Source organism: Alteromonas sp. 14N.309.X.WAT.G.H12 (assembly GCF_036697315.1).
GTDB lineage: Bacteria > Pseudomonadota > Gammaproteobacteria > Enterobacterales > Alteromonadaceae > Alteromonas.
On sequence record NZ_JBAHZB010000140.1, the window covers coordinates 3,283 to 7,258 of the forward strand.

General features: G+C 44.7%; 3 protein-coding genes. 2 read left to right on the forward strand and 1 reads right to left on the reverse strand.

Annotation, left to right across the window (positions count from 1 at the left end; genetic code table 11):
• The first annotated feature begins 250 nt into the window (after positions 1–250).
• Positions 251–1,903: a response regulator gene (locus V5298_RS18890; protein ID WP_332932986.1), complete on the forward strand. Its 1,653-nt coding sequence runs from the start codon at positions 251–253 to the stop codon at positions 1,901–1,903.
• A 13-nt stretch (positions 1,904–1,916) separates the two neighbouring features.
• On the opposite strand, the gene V5298_RS18895 is transcribed toward V5298_RS18890, so the two are convergent.
• Entirely contained in the window at positions 1,917–2,762 is an 846-nt protein-coding gene (locus V5298_RS18895; RefSeq protein ID WP_332932988.1) for a DUF6279 family lipoprotein, read from the reverse strand.
• A gap of 226 nt (positions 2,763–2,988) precedes the next feature.
• Between V5298_RS18895 and V5298_RS18900 the strand changes: the two genes are divergently transcribed.
• A partial coding sequence (locus tag V5298_RS18900; RefSeq protein WP_332932987.1) for an ATP-dependent 6-phosphofructokinase occupies positions 2,989–3,976 on the forward strand: 988 nt, incomplete at its 3' end.

The window sequence follows — 3,976 nt, forward strand, 5'->3', positions numbered from 1 at the left end:
CCAGGCTGACAATGCATTGCCAAAAGCAAGGAAAACAAGGCGCGATTTGATGACGCACGGGATAATTTACCTGACCATTCCAGATCAGATACACGGGTAGTGGCAGGGCTTGGGTTGGAGAGATCGGCGTTAAAATCGTTCATACATACCCTATCGGCCTTTTAGTGAATAACTAAAGCGCAATACGTACTATATTGAATACTTGTATTTTGACTTGGCAACCCCGATCATTGAACGAAAGTAGAATCAGGTGAGTAACGCGACTATGGATTATGCAGATAAAAGAGTACTGATTGTAGAAGATCAGCGCCCTTTCCTGCTTGTTCTTCGTGGGTTACTCCATGATATGGGCGCTACAGAGGTTGTAACCAAACCCTCTGCGGAACAAGCCCTGTCGTTATGCCGAAAACGAAAATTTGATATTATCATTTCCGATTTACACTTAGGTACTGAGAAGAAAAACGGTTTTGAATTTATCGAAGAACTGCGAAGTAAAAAGCTTCTTAGGCCAACGTCCATTTTTATGCTGATTAGCGCAGATAGTACCCGCCCCATCGTTTTAGGCTCCATTGAACGCTCCCCCGACGATTATCTGGTTAAACCTTTTTCTCAAGCACAAATAAAAGCACGACTGAATCGGGCGTGGAAAAAACGGCAAAATCTCTTGCCTGTGTTCCAAGCCCTCCATGATGACGACGAACAACAAGCCCAAGAAAAAGCCGAGGCCTTATTTTCAGCTAATAGCCACTATCGGGGAACCTTGGCGCAAATACTCATAGAGATATACTGGAAGCAAGAACAGTACGATAAGGTTAATCAATTACTCACCCAGTTTGATAAAGATCACCATGTTTTATGGATACGTATTTATCAGGCGAAAAACTTGCTAAAAATGAATAAATTGGATGAAGCCAAAGCCATTGCCGAATCTGTCTTAGTGAAAAATCGCTTTAGTGCCGAAGCCCACGACATCCTTGCAGAATGTCAGCATCTTTCCAATGACGGCGAAACCGCATTAAAAACCATTCGCCACGCCATTAAAATTTCACCCTACTCGATTCCCCGCCACATCACCGCATGTAAGATCGCCCGCAAGCACCGGGATTTTGTGTTAGCAAGCGAAAGTGCCCAGGCGATTTGGCAGCTCTCGCGTAAAACCATGCAACAGCATGCGGGCATTTGGTGTGAATATATCCGCAGTATTCTTGATGTCGCTGAACATGCCGACGATAAACGCATTAAAAATCGTTATCAGCAAGAAGCCCTTCTGGCAATGCAACGGGGGAAATTCGATGAATACCTTTGCCGTCAAAACGATAATTTTGACTTCGTTATCTACGAACAAATCATTGACGCCAGAGTGTATTCACTTGACGGCAAATTAGCCGATGCCAAACGTTCTATCATAAGCAGTCAGGATGCCATTGAGCAAAAATATGATGCGTATCCGGTATTCTATGCCCCAGACAGTATCAAAGTCTTTTTTGATCTCGGTGAGTATGACGAAGCTGAAAACCTTATGCGCCTGGTAAATGAAAAACACTATGCCATTGAAAATACCCTTATCCATGCCGATAAGCTCAAAGCCAGTGATAATCAAAAACAATACATGCTGCACAACAAAGAAGGCATTGACCATTATCAGGCTGGCGATTTCGATGCGGCATATTTATCCTTTGGACGGGCCTTACACTTTGCGCCAGTTAATACCGGTGTGGCATTAAATCTTCTCCAGTGCATTCTTAAGCTCATAAGTAAAAACACAACCCGCGAGCCCGCTTTAGTTAACGAATGTCGACGCTTAAATACCCTTCTAACCGGTATGCCGATGAAATCCCACTACCAGCAAAAATTCGATGAATTAAAAAAGGAAATCCGGGGCTTTATTGGCAGAGCCGCCTAAGTTACAGCCCTTACTAGCCTGATAACCCTTTAAGATCATCGATGAGCTCATCAATATCGGTGAGTAATTTTTCTTTTTGTGTTGCCGTAAGGGTTTGTGCAATGGCTGCGGCCATACGCGCTTGTAACGTACGGTTGTGTTCCCAAGCGGCTAAAAAGGCTTCGCTGCGATAATGTTCCGGATCCAAAAGCAACGCTAACAATTTATCCTGAAAATCATCCCGGGTGTGTCGTGTAGCAAAAAGCCGTCGCGCTTGTTGTTGTAATTCCCGGCGATACCCTAACCACAACGACGATGAGGCGGTAAACTGGGGGGCAAATTTAGCCACAATTTGACGTTGTTGTGTCGTAAGTGAACCTATTCGCGCTTCCATATCCTCCACCATCCCCTCAATTCGCTTATCCAGTTGTTCTTGGGGAGGTAAGGCCTGTCGCTCTGCAATCTTTTCTTCTCTTTCTTTATTATCGGCTTCTAATGCTGCAAATAATCGAATAACTTGTTCGTCAGTTAAGGTTTCCGCTATGTCTACCAGTGGCGGGCTAATTTCCTTGCGAAAACGATCCCAATGGGCGGTTAAACGTTGGTAATGGGCTGTAATTGTTGTTTCTGTTAGTTTGTTCTCAGCGACATCCCGGCGTATTTGTTGAAGATGCTGAATATACTTAGGCAACTCTTCACTACGATGCCAATCTATCCAGCCAACCAATTGTTGGTCGAAAATAGCTTCTTGTTGATTAGTCAGTTCAATATAATCATCCATGTACCAGTAAACGAGCCAGTCTATATTGTTATAGGCTAGTTTGCTGCTGCACCCAATCAATAACCCAAGCAATATCACCACGAAGTATTTTTTCATCATCACCAATAACGCCTGTATAATTTAACTAATCGTACCTAGCATCGCAGTGAGTTAAGTGTAAGCCAGTGTGACATAATTACCCTGTTTCGGGTTTACTATACCGTGGGACACTTAAATTAGAATACTTGATCTGCAACACAAAAATTAACGCTAACCATGACACATTCTTGTTCTTTCCCAGCCACCATGAGAAAATTTATCTGCGTAAAACAGTTAAGGATATGATGTGACTAAAAAAATCGCAATACTCACTTCTGGCGGCGATGCGCCGGGCATGAATGCTTGTATACGCGCTATCGTGCTGGTTTGTGAACGTTCAGGCTATGAGGTATTTGGTTTTAAACACGGTTACAACGGCTTATTGAAGCAAGAATATACGAAACTTTGCTCCGTTAAAGTACATAACCTCGCACAACGGGGCGGTACAATTTTACACAGCGCCCGTTGTCTTGAGTTTAAACAAGACACATCCGGTCAATTGGCAGCGGACAACTTAAACGCGTTAGGTATCGACACCTTATTTGTCATTGGCGGTGACGGCTCCTTCCGGGGTGCGGAGCATCTAGGTCGCTTTTGGGATGGGCAGATTATTGGTTTGCCTGGCACTATCGACAATGACATCGCCGGCACCGATGCCACCATTGGTTATTTTACCGCCATTGAAACCGCCGTTGAATCGGTGGATAAGGTGCGTGATACCGCCGATGCCTTTGAACGTATTTTTCTTGTTGAAGTGATGGGTCGGCATGCCGGATTCCTAGGGCTTAACGGTGCACTGGCATCCGCAGCTGACTACGTAATCCTTCCCGAATTATTCAAAAATGAAGATGACACCTTAACTGATATCTTGTCCCAATTAGGTGAACGTCGTGAACAACGGGGTGATGTTAGCTATATCATCATTCTTGCCGAAAATGTATGGCCTGCCGGGATTAATGATTTAGCGGAAAAACTGGAAGCGCGCACCCATACAGAAGTTAGGCCTGTGATCCTAGGACATGTGCAGCGTGGTGGCTCACCGGTTTCCCAAGATAGACTGCTAGCAATGAAACTCGGTGCCTATGGGGCGACCTTGGTTGGCAAGCCCGTTACGGGGATCATGATTGGTGAACAAAATGGTCAGGCGGTGGAAGTTCCCCTTAGTAGCACCTGGGAGACCAACAAGCCGCTGGATGCCCTTTGTGTGGAAACCATGCAATTATTAATGAATAACC